Genomic DNA, 23,628 nt, shown 5'->3' on the forward strand with positions numbered 1-23,628 from the left:
TTATTAATTTACATCCCACCATAATTTAGTGTGGTTGTCATCGGCTCCTTGAGCAGTAATAATTGCAGTATAATTTGTAGGGTTATTATCTTGTACCGAAGAATCATAAGAATCTCTAACAGGAATTCTAGGATCACCAGCATTTGTTGAAGGAACTAAAACAGGGTAGTCAAATCTTCTCCACTCAGCCCATGCTTCCCAACCGTTTAAATATAATGCTATCCATTTTTGATAAGCGATGTCATTCATGCTTGTCCAAGGATGTGCTGCTATATAAGCAGTTTTATCAGCAGCATCTACACCCCAGTAATCCATAGAAGCAGCAATACCTTCTTCATATAAAACAGTAGCAGCAGTTCCACCAACATTCCATCCTTTTACTGCAGCTTCCGCCATAGCTAATTTCATTTGAGCGGCTGTATAAAGTGGTGTAGGATAATCTTCATCATAAATTATAGTTGCCGTTGGGAAAGAATAATCTGATACATTACCATTTACTGTTCCATTTGGAGCACCTACATATTTTGCATCTGTATTATTAGGAAACATTGGGTTAGAAGCTGTTCCAGAAGTAGCAGGTTCAGCAAACTTAAATAACCTAGGATCAAGATTTGATCTTAACGTTTCCATCATCGTTACTGATAATATATAATCTTCTCTTTCTTTCCACCTGTCATGCCATAGGCTATCATCTACATCAGTAGTTCCATACGTATATTCTAAATTTTGAGCATTCGTAATTATATAAACACCAGATGCAATTACTTCTTCAAATTTAGATTTAGCTAATGCAGGACTAACATCAGAAATTCTTAGTGCCATTGTCATTTTTAACGAATTGGCAAATAACCACCATTTGTTCATGTCTCCGCTAAACATAACATCACCTTGGGGGCCTGTTTTAGTAGGATCAATAACACTCATTGCTGACTCCAAATCTGCAAATATGATGTTATATATTTCTTCTTGAGTATCAAATGCAGGTTGAGGTTGATCAATACCCTGAAAACCATCGGTATAAGGTAACCCTCCCCATTTGTCTGTCATATAATGTAAAATATAACCTCTTAAAATCTTTGCAGTGGCAATTTGGTTGTTGTTATCACCAAATTGAGCAGCAGTAGCTATTGTAGCCTCATCTTCATTAAGTTCTATAATTCGATTCAAATTTTGTATCGCACCCGTAAAGAAAGCATTGTAGCTTCTCGTTAAAGTTGCATATCTAGAATCTCCTGGATATTGCCCTTCAGTCAACTGTTGCGTGAAGAGTATTCCTTGCATGTTTGTAGCTATACCATTTATGGAATTACCATCATTGTCATCAAAACCACCTACGCGTTTCTGTGCTTGCGTAAGTAACTGTGAAGTTACCGCCGCTGTTGGCCCGTTAGGATTGTTATTTACATCTCCAAAATCTACAGTTTCACAAGAGCTGTAAATAAAAGAAATACCAAGAACCAATATTATGTTTTTTATTTTGTTATTCATTTCAGTTTTTTTTTAAAATGTTAATTTTACATTAAGTCCAAAAGATCTGGTAATTGGTAATTGACCAGCTTCTGCCCAGTTTACACCGCTTCTTTTTTCAATTTCAGAAGGGTCAACCCAATTTAAATCAGAATCAATCAACCAAAGGTTGTTACCGAATACAGACAATTGAAGTGCTTCTAATCCCATTTTCGAAACTAAATCACTGTTAAAGTTATAATTTAACCTCGCCGTTCTTAATTTTAGGTAAGTAGCATCATGTACATTATTTTCGTAAATGTTACCTAAGTTACCTAAGTTAAAATGATCTTGAGCATCAACATATTTATCAACTATAGTACCGTCAGAGATCGGTACACCGTCTGCATCTGTACCCGTTTGTAATACACCGACAATGTGTACACCACCACCAGAAGCTACGGGATCTCTTAAAGGATTACCCTTGTCATTTAAACCTGCAGTTTTTGCAGATAAACCTGAGTGATCCATATATCTTTCTGTTCTAGAATAATATAAACCTCCTTTTTGCCCGTCTAAACCAACAAATAAATCTAAATTTTTATATCTAATTGTAGACGTTATACCATACGTATAATCAGGTAATAAACTACCTAATTTCTTATTAGATTCTCTTGCAAACTGATCAGTACCTGTATAGATAATACTACCATCAGTGTGGTTAGCAAAACCTCTACCTAAGAATAAACCATATTCTTCACCAACTCTAGCTTGTAATTTCATACTAGAAGTGTAGGTACTAATATCATAAGAATCGACACCTGGGTAAATGGCATCAACAAACTTCTCTAATGTTGCAAAGTTCACGCCTAGATCCCATGTAAAATCATCCGTTTTAATAATAGATCCATTTAATCCAATTTCAATACCTGTTGAAGTATTCTTACCTGAATTCACAATAATATCTCCATAACCAGTAGAACCATCTAAATTAACTTCTACAGGTAAATCTTCATCAATTCTTTTAAAGTAAGTAACATCTAAACCAATTCTACTTTTTATAAATCTAAATTCAGCACCAACCTCAAATTCACCTCTTGTACCACCAACTAAGTTAGGGTTATTTTGGCGACTAGCTACTGATAATGTACCCTGTCCTTGATATAGACCATTAACATTATAAACACTAGAAATTTGATAAGGGTTTGGAAAATAAGGAGCTTTTGCATAACCAGCTCTAACTTTAAAGAATGTCATTATATTATTTTGAGGTAAAAGCTTGTTTACCAATAAACTTGTTGACACTCCATATGTTTCTACCCTATTATTGTCTGGATCAGCAGTAGAAGACCAGTCGAATCTGTAAGATCCATCAAGGTACAACAAGTTTTTAAAACCAAAAGATGCTTTTAAAAAGGTACCTCTACTTTCAAGTTGCTCTATCGATGTACCTGCAGAAACAGGATCCTTAGACCCAGCTAAGCTGTAAAACTCAGGAATCGTTAAATCACCATTAGTACTAGCAGCTAAACCTTTAAAGTCCTGATTAATAATTTCCCCTCCTAAACTAGCAGCTACATCTAAAGTACCATCTAAAAAGCTATTATTATAATTTAACATACTAAAATAATGCTCTTTATTATATCGTCTTTGATATTCTGAATAACTCGCAGCCTCCAATAAACTTTTAGTAGTACCACGATCATCATTAGCATAATTATGAAACGTTGATCTAACTTCAGCTATAATATTAAATTGGTCATTAAATTTGTAAGTACCCCCAATTTTACCATATGCAGAATTTTTATATTCATGTCTAAGGTTTTCAAAAGATTGAAAATCTGGCATATCCCAATATAATGGTCTTGCATCTCGTGCACTTCTTATGTTCCAAGATACTATTTGCCCATTACGTTCATAATCTCTTAATCTATCAAAATCAAGTTGTCTTTGCCACCATTGGTTCATATTTGAAGCTAAGTTGGCGTAACCTTGATCAGGATCATTTGTAGTTTTTCTATCTTGATAATTAACATTTACATTAACCGTAAATTTATCAGAAATGTCATAACTAGCATTTAAAGACATATTAATTGTCTTTTGATCAGAGTTTCTAATAATACCACCTTTATCTATAAGAGATATTGCTGATCTAATATTATAACCATCTCCACCTTTAGAAAAACTTAATGATGTATTGTTTGTGATACTAGTTCTATAAAATGAATCAACATCATTTGGTGTTGGTGACCATCCTCTTAACTCTCCAAATTCAGGAGTACCTTGTACCCATGAATCCCAATGACGCACTAAAGTACCATCTAATTTAGGACCCCATGACTCATCAGCGTTATATTCCGGTATATTTTGACCGTCAAAACTTGCCCAATCTGCTGGGTCAGTAGCTGGATCATAAGTAAACGTATTAAACGTTTGGCTATAACCACCACCGTATTCATTCTGATAATCTGGTACTATTGAAACATTACCAACAATAGTAGAATGATCAACAGTAAATGTTGCTTTACCATTTGTACCTTTTTTAGTAGTAATGATAATTACCCCGTTTCGACCTTCAGGACCATATATTGCTGTTGCAGAAGCACCTTTTAAAACAGACATGTCTGCTATATCATTAGTATTAATGTCTCCCGTTTCATATACTTGAATTCCATCCACAACATATAATACATCCGTTTCACCTCTTAATTTAATTTCAGAATCTCTAAAACCAGTACTTGCTTGACCTACAATTTGTACACCAGCCACTTTACCAGCTAAGGCGTTGTTTACGTCAATATCTTTACCTTTTTGAAGTTGTTCAGCATCTACAGATTGTTGAGAATACCCTAAGGATTTCTTTTCTCTCCTAAGACCTAAACCGGTAACAACTACTTCGTCTAGTACATTGTCAGCTTCTAGAACTACATTCATAGTACTTGATGCTCCAACAGTAACTTCTTTTGTAGTCATACCAATAAAACTAAACTTAAGTACATCTCCTGCTTTTGCTTTGATAGTATAAATACCGTCAAAATCAGTTTCTGTACCCGAGGTTGTACCTTTAATGACTACACTAACACCTGGCAACGGGCCTGATTCATCTGAAACAGTACCATTAATTGTTCTCTCTTGTGCATGCAGTAGAGAACCACATAAAACAGAAAAAACCAACAATAAATTGTAAAATTTAAATTTCATAAAAATATATTTGAGTTAATAAAAATTAAAAGAATGCCAAACAAATAGTATAGAAGGAACAATTAATTCAAATAAACTTCTTAGTATGAAAACAAAGGTTAATGGAGCTTTATTTTTTAAAGAAGAAAGTAACTTCAACGACAAGTGAATGACATTCGGAAACAAATGAAATATAAATTGCAAGTTTCATGGGAAGAGTTTATAATACTTTACGTTTCCGACAAATAATTACCGCCTATTTACCAATAAAACATCTTAAATAAAAATTTCAAAAGGAGTGTTATAAAATCGTTGAATCACATACGATAATAATACACTTACCCAATGTTTACAAGTAATCAAACAGTTACTATGAGTAGAAATAGAATTGAAAAATAGCTTAGGAAAGTAAGTTTAAATCAATTTTGACTTCAAAACACATAACCTCATCACAAAAAGGTTTGTGTTCCAATTAAAATAGAACATTTAAGAAGTATAATACCATCACTTTACTAGTATTATTGGATTATTAATTAAAAAAAAGTATGGTTAAACTACATCAGAATCTAAAATTCAGACGGATAAATACAGGGTGTATTTAGCACAGATTTATTCGGCTTACACCACTCTTCTAAGTAGAGTTGACCTGTATTGTGAAGGAGTAAGATTTGTTTCTTTTTTAAAAGCTTTATTAAAAGTAACTTTATTATTATAGCCGACGTCATAAGCGACATCAATGATACTTAAATCACCGCTTTCATCATTATTAAAAATATCTTGAGCCTCTTTTATTCTAAACATATTTATTAAAGTAAAAAAGTTCATTTTAAAATGCTCATTAATAACTTGTGAGGTACTATGCCTATCTGTTCCCAATCTTTCTGAAAGTTTTTTGAGACTAATATCACTAACTTTGTATACTTTTTCTTTATAGAACAAATTCAACAATTCATTCTTAAGTTCATTTGAAAGCTCTTCATTCAGTCTGGATTTTTCGTATTTAAAATTAAATATTTTTGTAAGACGGTGCTGGTTTGTAAATATACTAGGTTGCACATAAGCAGAATACCCAACAAACATAATGACAATTGACAAGGTAATCAACTGCGGATGCACATAATAACTTGATGTTAATAGTCCAGAAATTACAATCAGAAAAATCAATTGAGAAATTACAAATGCCCCATTTAGCACTACAACATTTCTAATCCACAATGTGATATTATTATGTTCATTATTCTTCTTAAATTTCAAATATTCATTTAATGTCAAAATTCCATATATGGTTAACGAAACCGCCTTCAAGATAAGTGAGTAATAAAAAAAGGGATCTTCCCATTCTTTATGATTAATTATAATATTTAATTTATCATTTACAGGAAGTACATAATATTTCATAAAATATATAAGCATAAAAACAAATGGTACTAAATGCAAGAGATCCAAAGTTTTGAATTTATACTTGTCACTTATCCTTCTAATATAAAAGTACAATAAAGGTCCATACAAAAAATTTAACGTAAATGTGGAAAATAAGGAATGTGGAAATTTTACTTGAATATTTGTTATGTAAATACAAACATGAATAATAAAAAGAGAACTAAATAAGATAAATAGACTGATCAACAAGTTAGCAATTCTGTCCTCTGATTTCTTAAAATTAATTACGAAAGCTATAAAAAGACCAATCAGTCCAGTATATAGATAAATCATAACCCAATACTCATACATCGGGGCAAATTTATCACTAACAGTTATAAAAGCTTTATCATCTCTAAATGAATCAAAAATATGTTGATTAAGAACATCGACATCATTTGATTTCCTTATATATATCTCTATAAATTTAGTTGAATTGGGAATATCTTTTAAAATAGCATGACTATAAGCCAATTCCTTAATTTCTTCATTTGACATGTTCACGTCATTGCCTTGAGAAATAAGTGTATTGTAAGAATCAACTATGACTTGTGCATTCTTATGATTCAGCAGACCCGGGTTATAATTAATATTTACAACATTAACTTCACTAGAATCAATTGCAACTGAGGTGTTTCCAATTACATCATTCTGAGAAAAAACGGCGATGCCAAAAAAAAAGAAAAGTATTTTAAAAATACTAAATCGATTCATAATCACTAATTAATTTTATAAAGTTTTAATTCACAGCCCTATGGCTATCGCCAAATATACACAATTTAGTTAAAAAAGTGTTAAAATAGTCTTGAAATGTTAAAGTTCGCCAAAAAACTGAATTTCTTGTTAATTATTTGTTCACAACTTTAGCCTTCTTAAAACACTGAATAATAATTATTTACTAATTTTAACGTTATAAGAGAAAAGAAGCTCCCAAAAAGAAATTATTGCTATTAACACATTGACATGATTCTATTTTCAAAATATTTAATTCCTAAAAATTATACGGGCTTAGCCATCTATCCCTTTATTTTTTTAAAGAATAAATCATTGTCAGATAATTGGGTATTGATAAATCATGAACGCATTCATTTAAAGCAGCAACTTGAATTGCTTTGGGTATTCTTCTTTCTCTGGTATATTTTAGAATTTCTTTTTCGCTTCGTTCAATTAAGAAATTGGAATGATGCTTATAAAAATATAAGTTTTGAAAAAGAATCATATGAAAATGAAGGTAACCCAAATTACCTGAATGAACGTAAAACTTGGTCTTTTATAAATTATCTATAAGGATAATTACTTTTTACTCGACAACTAGCATTGTTTTAAATTTTCTATTTCTTCCTACAATATTACTCCTCATTTTTCAATCAAATAAATTGTAAATTGCGTTTGCAAAATTAAAGATTGAAAATGAAAACTATAAAGTCATATATCCCTAAATATAAAATTAGAATTGTAACTGCAGCTTCGCTTTTTGATGGGCACGATGCCTCCATTAATATTATGCGTAGAATTATCCAAGCCACGGGTGTTGAAGTAATTCACTTGGGCCATGATAGAAGTGTAGAAGAAGTAGTGAACACGGCTATTCAAGAAGATGCAAATGCTATTGCGATGACTTCCTATCAAGGAGGACACAATGAGTATTTCAAATACATGTATGATCTGTTGCAAGAGAAAAACGCATCACAAATAAAAATATTTGGCGGTGGCGGTGGCGTAATTTTACCTGAAGAAATTAAGGATTTAATGGATTATGGAATTACCAGAATTTATACGCCAGACGATGGTCGAAAAATGGGACTCCAAGGAATGATTAATGATATGGTAAAACAATGTGACAACGCAGTCCTAACACTACCTGATGAAAACAACGTACTAAAATTAGTTAAAAAGAAAGATGTAAATACTATTGCTAGGTTAATTACATTGGCAGAAAATGACTACGAGACTTATAAAAAGACTTATGAAGATTTTTCTTCAAATATACCTGAACAAGCAAAGACTCCTGTATTAGGAATTACCGGAACTGGTGGTGCTGGAAAATCATCATTGGTAGATGAACTAGTACGACGTTTTTTAGCAGATTTTGAGGATAAAACCTTAGCGATAATTTCTGTAGATCCATCTAAAAGAAAAACAGGCGGAGCGTTATTGGGAGATAGAATACGCATGAATTCTATAAAAAATGACCGTGTTTATATGCGTTCCTTAGCAACAAGGCAATCGAACTTATCTCTTTCAAAAAATGTTGTAGATGCCATTGATGTTTTAAAGGCTGCCGAATTTGACCTTATCATTTTAGAAACTTCTGGTATTGGACAATCGGGAACTGAAATAATTGAACATTCAGATTTCTCTTTATATGTAATGACACCAGAATATGGTGCAGCTACACAGCTTGAAAAGATAGATATGATTGATTATGCTGACGTTATTGCTCTTAATAAGTTTGATAAACGTGGTGCTTTAGACGCTTTACGTGATGTAAAAAAGCAATACCAACGTAACCATAATCTTTGGGATGATAATCCAGACGACATGCCTGTTTTCGGAACCATTGCTTCACAATTTAACGATCCTGGCACAAACTCTTTATACAGTGTAATAATTAACAAACTTAACAATAAAACTCCAATTGATTTTAATAGCTCGTTTCAGATAACTGATGAAATGTCTGAAAAGCAATTTATAATTCCTCCAAACAGAACGCGATATCTTTCTGAAATAACCGATACCAATCGTAATTATAATCAGACAAGTATTGATCAAAAAGGAATAGCTCAAAAATTGTATGGAGTTTATGTGACAATATGCTCTGTACTAAATATTGATTCTGCTAATTGGGTAAAGAAATTCTTTAATGAGAGCGGAGCTAACGATGAAGAGATTCTTCGCTTTGCTATGAATAACAATGATAACAAATTAGATTCGCCAACAGAATTTCTAAAACTCCTTTTAAAAGAGTTTTCACGTACTAAAAAAGAACTGAGTCCTCAAAATTGGGAAACAATTTTAGCCTGGGAGGATAAAAAACAAGCTTATAAAAACCCTATTTATTCGTTTAAGGTTCGTGATAAAGAGATAAAAATTGAAACACATTCTGAGTCTTTATCACATTTACAAATACCTAAAATTTCTTTACCAAAATATGAAGCTTGGGGGGATGTTTTATTGTGGAGCCTGCAAGAAAATGTACCTGGAGATTTTCCGTATACTTCAGGAATATATCCTTTTAAACGCACTGGTGAAGACCCTACAAGAATGTTTGCAGGCGAAGGTGGACCAGAACGGACCAATAGACGTTTTCATTATGTTAGTTTAGACATGGATGCAAAACGTTTATCAACTGCTTTTGACTCTGTTACTTTGTATGGTAATGATCCTAACTTACGTCCTGATATTTATGGTAAAATTGGTAATGCTGGTGTTTCTATTTGCTGTTTAGATGATGCTAAAAAATTGTATTCAGGTTTTGAATTGACAAACCCTATGACTTCGGTTTCTATGACTATAAATGGTCCAGCACCAATGTTACTTGGATTTTTCATGAACGCTGCGATTGATCAAGAATGTGAAAAATATATAAAAACAGAAGGCTTAGAAGAGGAGATTGAGAAAAAAATTGAATCAATTTACAATAAGAAAGGCGTTAAAAGACCAAAATATCAAGGTGATCTTCCCAAAGGAAATAACGGATTGGGATTAATGCTTCTTGGGGTTTCTGGTGATGATGTTTTACCCAATGCCATTTATCAAAAAATTAAATTGGAGACTATCGCTAAAGTTCGTGGTACAGTTCAAGCCGATATTTTAAAAGAAGATCAAGCCCAAAATACATGTATTTTCTCAACAGAATTTGCATTGCGTCTCATGGGTGATGTACAAGAGTATTTTATAGAAAATAAAGTTCGGAATTTTTATTCTGTTTCTATATCTGGTTATCATATTGCAGAGGCAGGAGCAAATCCGATTTCTCAATTGGCTTTTACATTATCAAATGGCTTTACGTATGTAGAATATTACTTATCAAGAGGCATGGACATTAATAAATTTGGCCCCAATTTATCGTTCTTTTTCTCTAACGGAATTGACCCTGAGTATGCTGTAATTGGTCGTGTAGCCCGTAAAATTTGGGCAAAAGCTATGAAGTTAAAATATGGAGCCAATCCGAGAGCACAAATGCTTAAATATCATATTCAAACTTCTGGGCGATCATTACACGCCCAAGAAATTGATTTTAACGATATTAGAACAACCTTGCAAGCTTTGTATGCTATTTATGACAATTGCAACAGCTTACATACGAATGCCTATGATGAAGCCATTACTACACCAACAGAAGAGTCGGTACGTAGAGCCATGGCCATTCAGTTAATTATCAATAAGGAATTAGGTTTAACTAAAAACGAAAATCCAATTCAAGGTGCATTTATTATAGAAGAACTAACCGATTTGGTTGAAGAAGCGGTCTATGCAGAATTTGATAGAATTACCGACAGAGGTGGTGTTTTGGGAGCTATGGAAACAATGTATCAACGCTCAAAAATTCAAGAAGAGAGTTTGTATTACGAAACTTTAAAACACAATGGAGACTTTCCTATTATAGGAGTAAACACCTTTTTGAGCAGTAAAGGCTCTCCAACTATATTACCTCAAGAAGTAATTAGAGCTACTGAAGAAGAAAAGAAATATCAAATAGAAGTGGTTGATAATTTAGTCAAAGGTAATAGCGAAAAGTCTGCGGAACAACTCAAGTTATTACAAGAAAAGGCCATTAAAAACGGTAATGTTTTTGAGCAATTGATGGAAGCCACTAAAGTTTGTTCTTTAGGCCAGATAACCCATACGCTTTTTGAAGTTGGAGGCGAATATCGTAGAAATATGTAAGCGAAACCTCTAAACTTTTACTTTAAAGTAAAAGTTTAGAGGTTTTATCTTAAATGTCTATTCCAAAGATTAGGGTCTTTACCTTAGGTAATAAAATCACAACCATCAGGTACATCGTCAAATAAAATACTAGTAATCTTTATGAAGTTGCTACTGACATATTTTATATGAAATTATATAATAAACTTATTTATAACTTTCTATTTTTTCCAATCGCTCTTTTTCAACAGCAACTTTTAACCAATATAAAAGTAATAAACACAAAATTGTTAAGCCTGTCATGATATACCAAGTACTGTCAAAACCTAAATAATCTACAAAATGCATCCCCATATTATGACCAAAAACATGAGCAATTGAAAATGATATGGTATATAACCCCATATATTCTCCTTGTCGCCCACCTTTAGCTCGTTGCATTACAAATGCATTTGAAAAAGGGAAGAGTATCATTTCTCCTACAGTCATTAAAACCATTCCTATTATTATTATTCCAATCCAATGACTTAAATTTAAAATAAAGAGACTTGCCCCCATCAGGGCGGCTCCAAAAATCATCAAACCTACCATGTTCAGTTGCTTATCTTCTAGTTTTTTAATTAAAGGCATTTCCAACACAAAAATTAAAAAACCATTAAACCCCATCAATAGACCGATATGGAATTCTGATAATTGATATACATCTTTATAATATAAAGGCATAGTAGAAAAATATTGTAAGAATACAAAACCGAACAATACCATGGCAGCAAAAAAGATAAAGAATATTTTATCGTTATACACAGATTTAGGATTTTCTACAATAATATTATCCAAAACTCTCGCTTTTTTTGGCCGTAATACCATCACTAAAAGTATTGCCGCTAATAAACAAGTAATACCATCAATCCAAAAAAGTGATTCATAGCCAATTGCTGTAATTATTAAACCACCAATAACTGGCCCTCCAGAAAACCCTAAATTAATAGCTAATCGTACTAAAGTAACAGAACGTGCTTTGTTTTCTGTTTTACTGTAAGCATTTAAAGCCACAAACATGGCTGGCCTAAAGGTATCTGCTACCAACATTACTAAAAATATACCCATACAGATGGTATAAAATGTAGTTAAATATTGTAAACCAACAAATAGGAATCCCGTTCCTATTAAACTAAACACCATTACTTTATAATACCCAATTTTATCGGTAAGCTTACCTCCTATCCATGAACCAACGACCGAGCCTAAACCAAAAGCTGTCATAACCCAGCCTACTTTACTTACCGAAAAGCCCATGTGTTTAGTTAAATACAATGACAAAAATGGAATAACCATGGTACCTGCTCTATTAACAAAAGTTATTAAAGCAAGCCACCAAACCTCTCTAGACAAACCATTAAAGGTGTCTAGATATGGTTGGAAAATTTTATTATTTAAATAAGTTAGTAGCTTCATTTTTTCTAAAAACAAAAAACCCGGCAATTTGCCGGGTTTTTATAATATGATTTTTTATACCGATCAATTTATAACATACCCAAGCTTGTTCGTTCTTGAACAAATAAACTTGACATATTTTAAAGTGGTATACATTATTCTTTGTTTTAATAGTTCAAAACTACAAAATATTTTTTTAATCATTATATTTACCTCAAATTCTAGTTTTTATGCAAAGATTTATTGGATTACTTCTTTTAGTAATTACATCTATAGCCTGCTCACAAAAAAAGGCGATATTCGATGATTATATTGCTTCTATAAAAGGGTATCAAAACGAATTAAACATGGAATTTTCCGATCCAATGGAATCTCCATTAACGCAAGAAGGTAGAGTGAAATTTGAGAGCTTAGACTTTTTTCCAATTGATTCAACCTATAAGGTTACAGCCACTTTTGAATTGGATAAAAACCCAAAGACGTTTTCAATGCCTACCACTACTGATAGGTTACCTATTTATAAAACTTATGGAGCGGCAAAATTTAATTTAAATGGCAAAATTTTCACGTTACAAATTTATCAAAATCAAGATTTAATTCTACAACCAAAATATAAGAATCATTTATTCATTCCCTTTCGGGATAAAACAAACGGAAAAGAAACCTATGGTGGTGGACGCTTTTTAGACTTAGAAACTCCAGAAGGAAATACTATTGTTATTGATTTTAATAAAGCATACAATCCTTATTGTGCATATAACGGAAAGTACTCATGCCCCATTCCTCCCAAAGAAAATGATTTAGAAGTTGCTATAAAAGCTGGTGTAAAAAATTATAAAAATGGACATTAAACAAGATATTTTAGAAAGTTATAACCGAATCTTTCCATATATACATAAAACACCTGTAATTACCTCAAAGACCATTGATAAAATGGCAGGAGCCAAATTGTATTTTAAATGTGAAAATTTTCAAAAAATGGGTGCTTTTAAAATGCGAGGTGCAACCAATGCAATATTGCAATTAACACCAGAACAGAAACAAAAAGGGGTGGTTACACACTCTTCAGGTAACTTTGCACAAGCGTTAGCATTAGCTGCAAAAAACTTAGGTGTAAAAGCGTATATCGTTATGCCAAGCAATGCTCCAGAAGTTAAAAAAAGTGCGGTTAGAGGTTATGGTGGTGAAATTACCGAATGTGAACCTACACTGGAAGCTAGAGAAACCACAGCAAGTAAAATTCAACAAGAAAAAGGAGCCACCTTTGTCCATCCCTTTAATGATTTCAATGTCATACTGGGCAATGCTTCCGCAGGAAAAGAATTACTTGAAAAATATACTGACCTAGATCTTATAATTGCCCCCGTAGGTGGAGGCGGATTAGTTTCTGGAACGGCTCTAAGTGCTATTGCTTTTGGTAACAATTGTAAAGTTATTGGTGCAGAACCTTTTACCGTTGACGATGCTTACCGTTCACTAGAGAGCGGCAAAATAGAACATAATACAACTACTGATACTATTGCTGATGGACTAAAAACCTCATTAGGTGATATCACATTCAACTTAATTAACAACCATGTTGAAAAAATAATTCGTGTTTCAGAGGAAGAAATTGTATCTGCCATGCGGCTTATTTGGGAACGCATGAAGATTATTGTGGAACCTTCTAGTGCTGTGGCTTTAGCTGCAGTTCTCAATTCCAAAGCTGAATTTGTAAATAAAAAAGTAGGAGTTATCCTTTCTGGTGGCAATGTTGATTTAAAGAAATTACCTTTTTAATAATTATAAGAGCTAATTCATTTTCATCATAGCCTCCAAGTAATTATTGGTGTTCAAATATTCTTTTTTAATAGCTTTTAAATGATTTAATATAGCTATCCTATAAGGATAATTAGAGTTCAAACAATCTTTCATATCAGCATCATAGACAAAAAGTGCTAAATACCAGTTTCCTTTTCGATTCACTTGAGGATCATTAAAAACGGGACTTACACCTTTATTTTCCAAGGCCGCATTTGCAAAAAACGGTATAAGATTAATTGATTTATCAGAAATTTCAGTTTCATAAAAAGAAAGAAAAAATTCTTCTCCTTCAACATTTATTGGCACGTTATATTCAACCGTTTGATGATTTAATGAATACTTAGTATTAATAAAATTATAAAACTCATTGGCCTCTTTGGGATCTTCAAAAACAAATGCATTATCCTTTGGTAATTGTCGTTTAAATTTTTTACCTGTAGTTAATTTATAATCTTTTATAGTTGGAGCAATGCGTAAAGGAATACAAGAAGTAACTAATAAAAACACAAGAGCAAGATACACGTATTTCATAGGATGAACTGTTTCAACAAAAACATCAAATACTATACCACTCCAAGAATATTCCTAAAAATAATAAATAGTATTATATTCCTAAAATTTTAGCATCAACAAAAAATTCTGAATGAATATCAATTTGATGATCTGAAGTTAAAACTTCATCGGTAACCGCTTGAACTTTTAATGAAAACTTATCTTTTTTAATATACTCTTGAATGTCTACATCAACAGTTTCTAGTTCAAGTGTTTTACCCGTAGTTGCAGAAACATCTTCGTTAAAAGCAATTTCTAATTCCTGAAGACCCTCTGCGACAATATAAATCTTAATTGATTCTAAAAAACTAAAATCCTCATTGTCAGGAGAAACTAATGTTAAATCTAATACTCTTAAACGGATGTCTTCAATTAAATCTTTATGTGTATTGTTAGACTCAAACTCAGACTCTGAATTTGTTTCCATTTGTGGCGTATTTAAAACAAAAGGCAAATTTATACCTGTTGAAGAAGGAATTGTCATTGATGAGTCATAGTCCATTGTGAACTTAGTGAGGTTATCAATTTCATCACATGATATAATGGTTGCCATCATTAAAATTAGAACCAGAAAATACTTTTGCATATCTATAAAATTATGAATGTAGAAAGTCAAACGTAATTGATTGCAGAATATTTCAATTTTTATGGTTTATATAAAATTGGCAAGTAGTAAAAGTTAATTATTAGGATTTTACCAAATACATTCCTAAAAAAACAGCTCCAAAACCAAGAGCAACACTACCAATAGCATAAACAAAAAAGCTAGCAAAATCACCAGCCTTCAAAAACACATGATTTTCGTATGCAAATGTAGAAAAAGTAGTGAAACCACCGCAAAAACCAGTAGCTAACAGCAAAGTTTGGTTTTGTGTTAGTGTATCATTTTTAGCAGCTAATCCGAGAATTAAACCAATAAGCAGACTACCTAACACATTGGCCAAAAATGTACCATAAGGTATTCCACTAGAAGCACTGTTAAAGTATTTAGCCACTAAGAAACGAGCAACACTTCCAAAACCTCCCCCAATAAAAACTAATATTAGTTGCTTCATTTTTTAATAATCTATTTTAAATAAAATTCTGATCTTTTAGTAAAACCAATTCGCGTTTCAAAAAGTAAAATCCTTTTATAGCTCAACCTTATCGGCATCATTAGCATTCCATTTTCCAGTTATTGTCCCTTTATCTAAGGTAATTATTCCTGGGTTGGCACGTATCATTGTTTTCAGCGTTATATCATCACAAAACAGAGCATCAAAATCTAGATTATATTCCTCTTTAAGTTTTATAAAATCTGCCTCTTTATTTGAAGACATGGCATAAACATCATAACCCTCTTGTAAGGCTTTGGTTGAAAATTCTTTTATTTTTGGTAATAAAGAGGTTTCTGTTTTACTTAGGTTGTGCATTATAATTAATACTAATTTTTCTTTTTGCATTAAAAACTCAGTAAAATCGACACCATCTCGTTCCATGGAAAAATCATGAATTGGAACTTCATACCCTTTTTCTATTAAAACCGTTTTTCTATCCACGAAAGTGGCTCCTTCAATTTCCCAAGGTTTTTCAGCTGTAGTGTATTCTTTATCTTCTCCGTTAACTTTATAAATCCAAGTATCTTCATAAACATCAGGTTTTGCACCTTCAGGTATAACCATACCTTCGGGTATATTTTTACCAATTGCATAAGGTCTAAAATCAATTAATGGCAAATGCGTCAGCACATAATAAACAATGTATAAAAACACCATAAATGCAGCAAAAGAAATCCATTTGACCACATTTTTTCCAAAAATTGGTTTTATATTTTTAATAGTAAACAACAGTAAAAAAATGAGTCCAATAAGAATTACATTTTTATAAAAAGTTTCCCAAGGTGTTAATTTCACAGCGTCACCAAAACAACCACAATCAGTTACTTTATCGTAATAGGCTGAATACCATGTTAAAAATAAAAACACTAAAGTGAGCACCAGTAAACTCCAAACTGTCGTTTTGGGTTTAAAGCCAATTAACAAGGTAACACCCAGCATTATTTCTGCCAGAATTAACAGTATAGAAAAAGGCAATGCAAAAGGGCTTAAAAACTCTAAATTCAACACATCTGCAGCAAAATAATCTTGAAACTTATAGGCTGAACCCAAAGGATCTATCAACTTTACAAATCCTGAAAAGATAAATGTAGCTGCTACTAATAATCTGGCAATGTGTGTTAAATATTTCATTTTATATGGCTATTCATTCATTAAAATCAATGCAAAAACTGCGTAATTAATCATGTCTTGATAATTCGCATCTAAACCTTCAGAAACCAACAATTCACCTTTGTTATTTTCTATTGATTTAACCCGTAATAATTTTTGTAAAATCAGATCTGTTAAAGAACTTACACGCATATCTCGCCAAGCTTCACCATAATCGTGATTTTTATTTTCCATTAAGTTCTTAGTGATTGCAACATGCTTATCATACAACTCTTCCGTTTCTTTATCAGACAAATCTGGTTGATCTGCCACACCTTTTTCCAATTGTATCAACGCCATAATACAATAATTAATAATGCCTATAAATTCTGGTTTCTCGCCTTCATCAACCTTTTTAACTTCATTTTCTTGTAAATTTCGAATTCGCTGAGCCTTAATAAATATTTGATCCGTCAAAGATGGTAAGCGTAAAATTCGCCATGATCTTCCATAATCCTTCATTTTATTTATAAATAGCTCTCGACATATTGCAATTACAGCATTGTATTGTTCTGAAGTTTGGTGCATGTTATAGTTTAATTCTTTATAAGTAGCGAATTTATCAAATTCTATTTAAATTCTGTAACATTGACTTAATAAGTTATAAAAGAACATAGATATTAAGTTGCTCCTCTTAATTTTTCAAAATTTATAATTTACTACCTTTGAACAAACATAAACAATGAAAAGAATAGCAGTATTTTGTGGATCGAGTATTGGACATAATGCGATATATGCTAATGAGGCGAAAAAACTAGGGCTTCATATGTCTAAAAATAATATTGGTTTGGTCTATGGTGGTGGAAAAATTGGAATGATGGGGGTTATTGCCGATACAATAATGGAAAATAAAGGTGAAGTTATTGGTGTCATTCCACATTTGTTAAGACATGAAGAAGTTGCACATGCCACCATTACAAAAATGATTTTTACAAAAAAAATGTCTAAACGCAAAGTTAAAATTAGCCAATTGGTTGATGGATATATTGCACTAGCAGGTGGTTTTGGTACGTTAGATGAGATTTTTGAAGTACTCACATTAGGACAATTAGGTATTGAAAACAAACCTATCGGAATCTTGAATACCAATGGATATTTTGACCATACGCTACAGCAATTAGATGTAATGGTGAAAGAAGGCTTTTTAAAACAGGCAAATAAAAATATGCTTTTGGTAAGTAATCATGTAGAGGAGTTAATACAATTGATGGATAATTATACAGCACCAAAAATGACTAAGGTGATTAACAAAGTGGTAAAGGCTAACAACTCTAGTAAATGAATATAAACTGTAGCGGCAAACTTATCGATTTATCAACCCCAAAAGTAATGGGGATTTTAAACTTAACCCCAGACTCATTTTTTGATGGAGGTAATTTAAAAAACGATGAAGACATTCTTAATAAAGTAGAAAAAATGTTAAACGCAGGTGCTACTTTTATTGATGTGGGTGGTTATTCTTCAAAACCCAATGCGAATGATGTTAGTGAAAATGAAGAATTAAAAAGAGTTATTCCTGTTATTGAATTACTAGTAAACAACTATCCTAATATTTTAATTTCTATTGATACATTTAGAAGTACTATCGCTAAAAAAGCTATTGAAGCTGGTGCTTGTATGGTAAATGATATTTCCGCAGGTAATTTAGACTCGAATATGTTTGCAACCGTAGCAAATTTGAAGGTGCCTTATATTATAATGCATATGCAAGGAACGCCTAAAACCATGCAGGTAAATCCAACTTATAATGATATCACTCAAGATATTATCAAATACTTTTCTCAAAAACTAAACATGTTGAGAAAACTAGGTGTAAATGACGTAATTATTGATGTAGGTTTTGGTTTTGGAAAAACAATAGAGCAGAATTACGAATTGTTAAACAACCTAGACCTATTTAGCAATTTAGATATCCCCATTTTAACAGGTGTTTCTAGAAAATCTATGCTTTATAACGTATTAGAAACAACGCCAAAAGAAGCGTTGAACGCGACGACGGTAGCCAACACTATTGCCTTACTTCACGGTAGTTCCATTTTGAGAGTACACGATGTAAAAGAAGCGATAGAGGCCGTAAAGATTGTTAAAAATCTCAGAAAATAAGATTTTACCTCAGATTGCATTTCGGCATAATTTTTGTTAATTTTTTGTTAACCTTTCCTTGTAAAAAGATTATGTAATTATTTTAAGTCTTAAGATAATTATGTAATAAAATTAATTTTTTAACCTTTAATACTACAATTATGAGCGAAAGAAACACTCCTGAAGTTAATGCCGGATCAATGGCAGACATTGCATTTTTATTATTAATCTTCTTTTTAGTAACTACTACAATGGATACTGATATTGGAATTTACAAACGACTACCTGAAAAGCAAACAGACCTTACAGCAATAACTTTAAACGAAAAAAATGTTTTAGAAATTAACATCAATGCTAATGATGAAATTTTAATTGAGGGTGATCAAATTATGAAAATTGAAAATCTAAAACAGGTTGTCGTAGACTTTATAGATAATGGAGCGGGAACAAATAATAAGGGTAATAAATGTACATGGTGCAATGGTAAAAAAGATGTAACCTCATCTGACCATCCCGAAAAGGCAATGATTAGTTTTCAATCAAAAAGAAACGCATCATATACGACTTACATATCTGTACAAAACGAAATTTTAAGTGCATACGCACAATTAAGAAATGATTTATCACAATCTCTTTATAACAAAACCTTTAGTCAGCTAGAAACTGAATTAAAAAATAACAAAGGCAATAAAACATTGGCAGAAAACGTACAGTATATAAAAGCTAAATACCCACAATTAATAACAGAGCAAACCCCTAAAAAATAGATTGAGAAGAGCATAAGTAAAATCATAAAATAAGAATTGAAACATTTAAATTTTTGATATTAAATCTTTCAATGCTTTTAATCTTTTTACTACATTTACCAAAACCTTATTTTTTGGACGCATTCAAATTTTTAGACTTTAGTTTTTTAGATATTTTAGATATCGCTTTGGTTGCCATTTTACTCTATTATGTTTACAAACTTATTAGAGGAACCGCAGCAATCAACATATTTTTGGGTATTGCCATTGTCTATTTGATTTGGAAATTAACCGTCGCTCTAAAAATGGAATTGCTGAGTGATATTTTAGGCAAATTTTTGGGTGGTGGGTTTATTGCTTTAATTATTGTTTTTCAACAAGAAATCAGAAAGTTCTTATTAATGGTTGGTTCTACCAATTTTACCACAAAAAAAGGGTTTCTAAAGCGGTTTAAATTACTCTCAAATATGCGTGGAACTGATGATTTTATTTCCACAGATGTAGATAGTATAATTGACGCATGTGAAGAAATGTCAAATACAAAAACGGGTGCATTAATTATTATTCAACGCAATAATAATTTAGATTTAGTAAAACAAACTGGCGATAAAATGAATGCCGAAATCAACAAAGCTCTGTTGACTAGTATTTTTTATAAAAACAGTCCGCTTCATGATGGTGCACTTATAATTGAAGACAATTTTATTACAGCTACAAGAGTAATTCTTCCTGTTGAAAAAGACATTATAATTCCTGCTCGTTTTGGATTAAGGCACAGGGCAGCACTTGGTATTACCATACGTTCAGATGCCTTAGCATTAGCCGTTTCTGAAGAAACAGGACAAATATCATACATAAAAGATGGTGAGTTTATCTTATATAACGATATTAATAGTTTGAAAGATTTGATTAAAGAAGACTTAGATTAGTGAGTAGAGGTCCATGGTATGATATGAAAAAAAGGTAACAAAATTCTATTCACAATTCCATCTGTTCTGCTTCTAAGTTATATGTTCACTTTTTGGTTCCCTGAGAAATTTCATTGGCTTGTGCCAACAATAAAAATCTATTATATACAACTTGCGACTCTATATACATTAACAATAATACAATTGTCTGTTTTAATAAAAACGCTTTGGTCATTTAAAGCAATTGAAAAGTCTAAAAAAACCGAATGGACGTGGTTTTTAATAATTTTCTACTTTATAGGGCCCACTATTTTCATATGGTATAAAGTTGATGAATTCAAAGAAAAGAATTCTTTGATGAATCAAAAACAAAAGATTTAATGTTAACTCGCTTGAGCAGTTTCGAATTGAATTTCATACAACTTACTATAATACCCTTTCTGTATTAGGAGTTCTCTATGTGTACCCTGCTCTACTATTTTTCCTTTTTCCATTACAATAATTTTATCCGCTTTTTTTATGGTAGCCAATCGGTGAGCAATTATTATTGAAGTTCTATTTTGAGTAATTGTATTCGTAGCCTTTTGTATTAACCTTTCCGACTGAGCATCAATAGAAGAAGTTGCCTCATCTAAAACCAAAATTGCGGGTTTACTAACATAGGCTCTTAAAAAAGCAATGAGCTGTCGTTGCCCCACAGAGAGCATTCCTCCTCTTTCTTTTACATTATAATTATAGTTATCTGGTAGCGTCATTATAAAATCATGGATACCTATAATTTTTGCAGCTTCGGTAACTTCCTCCAAACCAATATCTTTATTATTTAAGGTAATATTATTTAAAATAGAGTCTGAAAATAAAAAAACGTCTTGCAACACTACACTAATCTGATTACGTAAAGACTCAAGTTTTATCTGATTAATATCGATACCATCAATCGTAATTGAACCCGAGTTTATTCTATAAAATCTACTTAGTAAATTAATAATTGTAGATTTTCCTGCACCCGTTGCACCTACTACCGCAACTGTTTGCCCTTGTTTTACTTCAAATGAAATTCCTCGTAATACAGGTTCATCTTTCAAGTATCTAAAGTAAACATTATCAAATTTAATATTGCCTTTAAGGTGCTCAATTTCAAGTGTACCCGTGTCCACTTCAGCGGCATCTTCGTCTAATACAACAAATACTCTCTCCGCCGCGACCATGCCCATTTGTAGGGTATTAAATTTATCTGCAATTTGACGTAATGGTCTAAAAAGCATATTGGTCATATAAATAAAACTGGTAATAACACCAAATGAAGTAGCCCCCTCAACAGCCGCCGTAAGGCCTCCATACCAAACAATTACCGCTAATGTTATTGAAGATAAAATCTCAACAACAGGAAAGAAGATAGAATAATACCAAACGGTTCTAATATGGGCTTTTTTATGTTTATCATTTATAGCTAAGAACTTGTCATGTTCAACTTTTTCACGTGTAAAAAGCTGAACAATCTTCATCCCTGAAATCCTTTCTTGTACAAAACTATTTAGATTAGAGACCTGATTTCTTACGTCCTGAAAAGTACCCTTAATTTTTATTTGAAATAATTTGGTAGCATAAACCATAATGGGTAAAACGGCTACTACAATTAATCCCAATCGCCAATTCATTACCATCATTATGATGATGATAACAAGCATTTGCAATAAATCACTGATAATAGCAAACAACCCTTGTCCAAATATACTTGCAATAGTCTCAATATCTGAGACCACTCTAGTTACCAATTTTCCAACAGGTGTCTTATTGAAATATTGCATTTTAAACTTTAAGACTTTTTCGAAAAGCTTTGTTCGAATATCTTTAATAATATTTTGCCCTAACCAGTTGGTATAATATATAAATAGGAACTGAAAAATGACCTCTAGAAAAACAACACCTAACATTATTAAACTAAAAACCAATAATAGTCTGGCATTATTCCCTAGAATATATTCATCTACTATCCATTGTAACAAAATTGGTCTTGCAGCGGCAAGTCCCGCTAACAAAAGTACAGCAACTGTAGACAAAACAAATTGAGATCTATACGCTTTCGCGTACGACATTAACCGTCTAAATATCTTAAAATCAAAAGCATTACCTGTTACTTTTTCGCTCATTTATTATAATTTATTTACTATAGATTTAGGGTATTTAACTTCAGACAAAAATAAGGCTTGTGGTGGAGCTGAAAATCCTGCATTTCGCCTATCTCTACTATTTAGGATTTCAACAAAGTCTTCAATTGATTTTTTATTTGATCCCACTTCAATTAAAGTACCTACAATTGCTCTAACCATATTCCTTAAAAACCGATCTGCAGTTATATAAAAAGTCAATTCGTTACCTTTTTTTAACCATTTCGCATCTGAAACAACACAATTATAGGTTCTAACATCTGTTTTGGATTTAGAGAAGCATTTAAAATTAGTATGCTCCTTAAGAATACTTGCTGCTTCATTCATTTTATTAACATCAAGTACTTTTTGGTATAACTGCCAAGTTGTATCAATTAAAAACGGATTTCTACCCAACCATATTCTATATTCATAGCTTCTGCTAGTTGCATCGAATCTTGCATGAGCATTATCATTCACCAAAAAAATCTTATCAACTACAATATCTTCTGGTAAAAACGCATTTATCTTGTTCGTTAAATGTTCTTCCTCAAAAGCAGTATCAACATCAAAATGTGCGAATAACTGCAATGCATGCACACCAGCATCAGTCCGACCTGCCCCAACAAGATCAATGTCAACTCTCAATATAGTTGTGAGGGCCTTTTTTACAATTTCTTGTACAGTAATTGCGTTTGGTTGCACCTGCCAACCATGATAGTTTTTACCATTATATGAAAGTTCAATAAAATACCTCAAGAAATCTTATTTTTGCTAAAAAAGCAAAGATAGGTAT

General features: G+C 31.9%; 19 protein-coding genes. 8 read left to right on the forward strand and 11 right to left on the reverse strand.

All coding sequences use genetic code 11. The annotated features are described in order from the left end of the window. Nucleotides 1-3: 3 nt before the first annotated feature. The 3 genes from D3P13_RS00900 to D3P13_RS00910 form a co-directional block, all read right to left on the reverse strand. A complete protein-coding gene (locus D3P13_RS00900) occupies nucleotides 4-1,488 on the reverse strand; it encodes a SusD/RagB family nutrient-binding outer membrane lipoprotein (RefSeq protein WP_117879419.1) in 1,485 nt (494 codons plus the stop codon). Between the two features lie 12 nt (nucleotides 1,489-1,500). Further along, complete coding sequence (locus tag D3P13_RS00905; RefSeq protein WP_117879420.1) at nucleotides 1,501-4,647, reverse strand: SusC/RagA family TonB-linked outer membrane protein; 3,147 nt, start codon at nucleotides 4,645-4,647, stop codon at nucleotides 1,501-1,503. Nucleotides 4,648-5,244: 597 nt separating this feature from the next. Next, nucleotides 5,245-6,759: a helix-turn-helix domain-containing protein gene (locus D3P13_RS00910; protein ID WP_117879421.1), complete on the reverse strand. Its 1,515-nt coding sequence runs from the start codon at nucleotides 6,757-6,759 to the stop codon at nucleotides 5,245-5,247. 249 nt (nucleotides 6,760-7,008) lie between these two features. On the opposite strand from D3P13_RS00910, the gene D3P13_RS00915 reads away from it, so the two are divergent. Then, a complete protein-coding gene (locus D3P13_RS00915; protein ID WP_117879422.1) occupies nucleotides 7,009-7,332 on the forward strand; it encodes a hypothetical protein in 324 nt (107 codons plus the stop codon). 123 nt (nucleotides 7,333-7,455) lie between these two features. After that, the gene (locus D3P13_RS00920; protein ID WP_117879423.1) at nucleotides 7,456-10,935 is read left to right on the forward strand and encodes a methylmalonyl-CoA mutase family protein; all 3,480 of its coding nucleotides are present in this window, start codon (nucleotides 7,456-7,458) and stop codon (nucleotides 10,933-10,935) included. A 186-nt stretch (nucleotides 10,936-11,121) separates the two neighbouring features. On the opposite strand, the gene D3P13_RS00925 is transcribed toward D3P13_RS00920, so the two are convergent. Next, entirely contained in the window at nucleotides 11,122-12,369 is a 1,248-nt protein-coding gene (locus D3P13_RS00925) for an MDR family MFS transporter (RefSeq protein WP_117879424.1), read from the reverse strand. Nucleotides 12,370-12,578: 209 nt separating this feature from the next. Between D3P13_RS00925 and D3P13_RS00930 the strand changes: the two genes are divergently transcribed. Next, nucleotides 12,579-13,199 (forward strand): DUF1684 domain-containing protein, encoded by a 621-nt coding sequence (locus D3P13_RS00930; protein WP_117879425.1) that lies wholly within the window; start codon nucleotides 12,579-12,581, stop codon nucleotides 13,197-13,199. Next, nucleotides 13,189-14,127, forward strand: a complete 939-nt coding sequence (locus D3P13_RS00935) for a pyridoxal-phosphate dependent enzyme (RefSeq protein ID WP_198679934.1) — start codon at nucleotides 13,189-13,191, stop codon at nucleotides 14,125-14,127. Before D3P13_RS00930 ends, D3P13_RS00935 begins: the two co-directional genes overlap by 11 nt. Before the next feature lie 12 nt (nucleotides 14,128-14,139). On the opposite strand, the gene D3P13_RS00940 is transcribed toward D3P13_RS00935, so the two are convergent. From D3P13_RS00940 to D3P13_RS00960, 5 genes are all read right to left on the reverse strand, one after another. After that, on the reverse strand, nucleotides 14,140-14,682 hold the full coding sequence (locus tag D3P13_RS00940; RefSeq protein ID WP_117879426.1) for a hypothetical protein: 543 nt from the start codon (nucleotides 14,680-14,682) through the stop codon (nucleotides 14,140-14,142). Between the two features lie 73 nt (nucleotides 14,683-14,755). Further along, nucleotides 14,756-15,289, reverse strand: coding sequence for a hypothetical protein (locus D3P13_RS00945; protein ID WP_117879427.1), 534 nt, complete (start codon nucleotides 15,287-15,289; stop codon nucleotides 14,756-14,758). Nucleotides 15,290-15,389: 100 nt separating this feature from the next. Further along, nucleotides 15,390-15,758: a fluoride efflux transporter CrcB gene (crcB, locus tag D3P13_RS00950; RefSeq protein ID WP_117879428.1), complete on the reverse strand. Its 369-nt coding sequence runs from the start codon at nucleotides 15,756-15,758 to the stop codon at nucleotides 15,390-15,392. Nucleotides 15,759-15,833: 75 nt separating this feature from the next. Beyond that, nucleotides 15,834-16,931: a BT_3928 family protein gene (locus D3P13_RS00955; RefSeq protein ID WP_117879429.1), complete on the reverse strand. Its 1,098-nt coding sequence runs from the start codon at nucleotides 16,929-16,931 to the stop codon at nucleotides 15,834-15,836. A 9-nt stretch (nucleotides 16,932-16,940) separates the two neighbouring features. Further along, the gene (locus D3P13_RS00960; RefSeq protein WP_117879430.1) at nucleotides 16,941-17,477 is read right to left on the reverse strand and encodes a DUF1599 domain-containing protein; all 537 of its coding nucleotides are present in this window, start codon (nucleotides 17,475-17,477) and stop codon (nucleotides 16,941-16,943) included. A 154-nt stretch (nucleotides 17,478-17,631) separates the two neighbouring features. Here D3P13_RS00960 and D3P13_RS00965 point away from each other — a divergent pair, with 154 nt between their 5' ends. The 4 genes from D3P13_RS00965 to D3P13_RS00980 all read left to right on the forward strand — a co-directional run bounded on the left by D3P13_RS00965 (nucleotide 17,632) and on the right by D3P13_RS00980 (nucleotide 20,706). Then, a complete protein-coding gene (locus tag D3P13_RS00965) occupies nucleotides 17,632-18,231 on the forward strand; it encodes an LOG family protein (RefSeq protein ID WP_117879431.1) in 600 nt (199 codons plus the stop codon). Then, nucleotides 18,228-19,052, forward strand: coding sequence for a dihydropteroate synthase (folP, locus tag D3P13_RS00970; protein WP_117879432.1), 825 nt, complete (start codon nucleotides 18,228-18,230; stop codon nucleotides 19,050-19,052). Before D3P13_RS00965 ends, folP begins: the two co-directional genes overlap by 4 nt. Before the next feature lie 140 nt (nucleotides 19,053-19,192). Next, the gene (locus D3P13_RS00975) at nucleotides 19,193-19,798 is read left to right on the forward strand and encodes an ExbD/TolR family protein (RefSeq protein WP_117879433.1); all 606 of its coding nucleotides are present in this window, start codon (nucleotides 19,193-19,195) and stop codon (nucleotides 19,796-19,798) included. 113 nt (nucleotides 19,799-19,911) lie between these two features. Continuing rightward, nucleotides 19,912-20,706, forward strand: a complete 795-nt coding sequence (locus tag D3P13_RS00980; RefSeq protein WP_232829108.1) for a diadenylate cyclase — start codon at nucleotides 19,912-19,914, stop codon at nucleotides 20,704-20,706. A gap of 362 nt (nucleotides 20,707-21,068) precedes the next feature. Here D3P13_RS00980 and D3P13_RS00990 read toward each other — a convergent pair whose 3' ends face one another. After that, a complete protein-coding gene (locus tag D3P13_RS00990; RefSeq protein WP_117879436.1) occupies nucleotides 21,069-22,835 on the reverse strand; it encodes an ABC transporter ATP-binding protein in 1,767 nt (588 codons plus the stop codon). A 3-nt stretch (nucleotides 22,836-22,838) separates the two neighbouring features. Next, nucleotides 22,839-23,591: a tRNA pseudouridine(38-40) synthase TruA gene (truA, locus tag D3P13_RS00995; RefSeq protein WP_117879437.1), complete on the reverse strand. Its 753-nt coding sequence runs from the start codon at nucleotides 23,589-23,591 to the stop codon at nucleotides 22,839-22,841. Between the last annotated feature and the right edge of the window lie 37 nt (nucleotides 23,592-23,628).

The sequence above is a fragment of the Aureibaculum luteum genome, from assembly GCF_003449015.1.
Lineage (GTDB): Bacteria > Bacteroidota > Bacteroidia > Flavobacteriales > Flavobacteriaceae > Aureibaculum > Aureibaculum luteum.

Coding starts and splice junctions, on each gene's coding strand:
- D3P13_RS00900 (WP_117879419.1), bottom strand. CDS start 1,488: ATGAATAACAAAATAAAAAACATAATATTGGTTCTTGGTATTTCTTTT.
- D3P13_RS00905 (WP_117879420.1), bottom strand. CDS start 4,647: ATGAAATTTAAATTTTACAATTTATTGTTGGTTTTTTCTGTTTTATGT.
- D3P13_RS00910 (WP_117879421.1), bottom strand. CDS start 6,759: ATGAATCGATTTAGTATTTTTAAAATACTTTTCTTTTTTTTTGGCATC.
- D3P13_RS00915 (WP_117879422.1), top strand. CDS start 7,009: ATGATTCTATTTTCAAAATATTTAATTCCTAAAAATTATACGGGCTTA.
- D3P13_RS00920 (WP_117879423.1), top strand. CDS start 7,456: ATGAAAACTATAAAGTCATATATCCCTAAATATAAAATTAGAATTGTA.
- D3P13_RS00925 (WP_117879424.1), bottom strand. CDS start 12,369: ATGAAGCTACTAACTTATTTAAATAATAAAATTTTCCAACCATATCTA.
- D3P13_RS00930 (WP_117879425.1), top strand. CDS start 12,579: ATGCAAAGATTTATTGGATTACTTCTTTTAGTAATTACATCTATAGCC.
- D3P13_RS00935 (WP_198679934.1), top strand. CDS start 13,189: ATGGACATTAAACAAGATATTTTAGAAAGTTATAACCGAATCTTTCCA.
- D3P13_RS00940 (WP_117879426.1), bottom strand. CDS start 14,682: ATGAAATACGTGTATCTTGCTCTTGTGTTTTTATTAGTTACTTCTTGT.
- D3P13_RS00945 (WP_117879427.1), bottom strand. CDS start 15,289: ATGCAAAAGTATTTTCTGGTTCTAATTTTAATGATGGCAACCATTATA.
- crcB (WP_117879428.1), bottom strand. CDS start 15,758: ATGAAGCAACTAATATTAGTTTTTATTGGGGGAGGTTTTGGAAGTGTT.
- D3P13_RS00955 (WP_117879429.1), bottom strand. CDS start 16,931: ATGAAATATTTAACACACATTGCCAGATTATTAGTAGCAGCTACATTT.
- D3P13_RS00960 (WP_117879430.1), bottom strand. CDS start 17,477: ATGCACCAAACTTCAGAACAATACAATGCTGTAATTGCAATATGTCGA.
- D3P13_RS00965 (WP_117879431.1), top strand. CDS start 17,632: ATGAAAAGAATAGCAGTATTTTGTGGATCGAGTATTGGACATAATGCG.
- folP (WP_117879432.1), top strand. CDS start 18,228: ATGAATATAAACTGTAGCGGCAAACTTATCGATTTATCAACCCCAAAA.
- D3P13_RS00975 (WP_117879433.1), top strand. CDS start 19,193: ATGAGCGAAAGAAACACTCCTGAAGTTAATGCCGGATCAATGGCAGAC.
- D3P13_RS00990 (WP_117879436.1), bottom strand. CDS start 22,835: ATGAGCGAAAAAGTAACAGGTAATGCTTTTGATTTTAAGATATTTAGA.